The organism is Streptomyces sp. NPDC037290 (genome assembly GCF_055603245.1).
In genome coordinates this window covers 1-1,092 of record NZ_JBVJVZ010000184.1, presented here as the reverse complement: position 1 = coordinate 1,092, position 1,092 = coordinate 1, and the positions used below count along the sequence as shown (strand labels likewise).

The window sequence follows — 1,092 nt, the reverse complement described above, 5'->3', positions numbered from 1 at the left end:
AGGGCCGTACGGACACCCGCCAGGATCAGCGGGACCGCGAGCGGCAGCTCCACCTTCAGCAGGACGCCGCGCCCCGACATCCCCATGCCGCGCGCCGCCTCGATCATGTTCGGTTCGATCACCCGCAGCCCCGCCACCGTGTTGGAGAGCACCGGCAGCACCGCGTAGATCACGATGCCGATGATCGCGGTGCGCGGCCCGATGCCCAGCCAGATCACCAGCAGCGCCAGCAGACCGATCGCCGGGGTCGCCTGGCCGATGTTGGCCAGCGCCGTGAACGCCGGGGCCGCCTTCCGCAGCCGCCGCCGGGTCAGCGCGATGCCGAGCGGGATCGCGATGATCAGCACCCAGAACGTCGAGATCGCGGTCAGACGTACGTGCTGCCACCAGCGCAGTTGCACGTTTCCGCCGGAGAGGGAGTTCTCCGCGATCGAGTCCAGACGGATGTTGGTGATCCAGACGTACGTGATGACCAGGATGACGACCAGCACCGCCGGCAGGAGCACCAGCTTCCGCCAGGTGATCCGGCGCTGCGGCGCGGCCGGGGCGGGGGAGGGGTCGCTCTCCTCGTCGTGGAACGCGTGGCCCTTGACGTCGTGTTCGCCCGGCGGGCGGGTCGGGGCGGCCGGGCCCTTGCCGGAGCCGGACCGGTGGCTGGGGCTCATACTCCGCCGCCACCCCCCTCCAGCTCCTGCTCCGTCTGGTGGACACGCTGCTCCTCCAGCTCGTGCTGGTGCTCCATCGCGGTCAGCCGGTCCGCCTCCAGCAGCTCCTGCACGTTGTCCATCAGCGTCTTCATGTCGACGACCCCGATGAACTCGCCGCGCCGCCCGGTCACCGCGACCCGGCCCCCGCTGTCGGTGAGCACCGCCTCCAGCGCGTCGTGCAGGGTGGCGTCCCGGGTCACCGTGTCGTGCACCAGCTGCCCGGCCCGCGCCAGCGAACCGCGCGCCCGCATCAGATCGCCGCGCCGCAGCCACTTGTACGGGCGGTTCCTCCGGTCCAGCATCAGCAGCTCGTTGTGCGGGCCGTTGCGGAGCTTGTTGAAGATCGTCTGGAGTGGGTCCTCGACCGTCACCGTCGGGAAGTCAG

At 70.7% G+C, this 1,092-nt stretch carries 2 protein-coding genes; both read right to left on the bottom strand.

The window, feature by feature from the left end:
* A partial coding sequence (locus ACZ7HQ_RS45845; RefSeq protein WP_471003673.1) for an ABC transporter permease occupies positions 1 to 665 on the bottom strand: 665 nt, incomplete at its 3' end.
* The coding region (locus ACZ7HQ_RS45840) for a CBS domain-containing protein (protein ID WP_471003670.1) at positions 662 to 1,092 on the bottom strand (431 nt) is incomplete at its 5' end. The genes ACZ7HQ_RS45845 and ACZ7HQ_RS45840, both read right to left, overlap by 4 nt.